The following is a 517-nucleotide window of genomic DNA, read 5'->3' on the forward strand; positions in this document are numbered from 1 at the left end:
CGCTACTGATTTTTGAACGGAGCGCCACTCATGGCCTTCACCGATATCTTCATCAAGCGGCCCGTCCTGTCGCTTGTCGTCAGCCTGCTGATCCTGCTGATCGGTTTTCAGGCGGCGACGCATCTTGGAATTCGTCAGTATCCCAAGCTGTCGAACACCGTGGTCACCGTCACGACGTCGTATCCCGGCGCGTCGCCCGACCTGATGCAAGGCTTCATCACCCAGCCGATCGAGCAGGCGGTGGCGTCGGCGGAAGGCGTCGATTACATCACGTCGTCGTCGGTGCAGGGCACCAGCACGATCTCGGTCTACATCAAGCTCAATGTCGATCCGAACTCCGCGCTGACCGAAGTCAGTTCGAAAGTCAGTTCGGTCAGATACCTGATTCCGCGAGAATCGAACGACCCTGTCATCACCAAATCGACCGGCCAGACCACGGCCGTGATGTATCTCGGTTTCGCCAGCGACGAGCTGAGCGGGCCGCAGATTTCGGACTATCTGGCCCGCGTGGTGCAGC

At 59.4% G+C, this 517-nt stretch carries 1 protein-coding gene; it reads left to right on the forward strand.

Annotated features, from left to right (window positions below):
- Positions 1-30: 30 nt before the first annotated feature.
- On the forward strand, positions 31-517 hold a 487-nt coding region (locus D1614_RS28930; RefSeq protein ID WP_175579328.1), incomplete at its 3' end, for an efflux RND transporter permease subunit.

The sequence above is a fragment of the Maribellus luteus genome (assembly GCF_003576475.1).
In the GTDB taxonomy this organism is placed as follows: domain Bacteria; phylum Bacteroidota; class Bacteroidia; order Bacteroidales; family Prolixibacteraceae; genus Draconibacterium; species Draconibacterium luteum.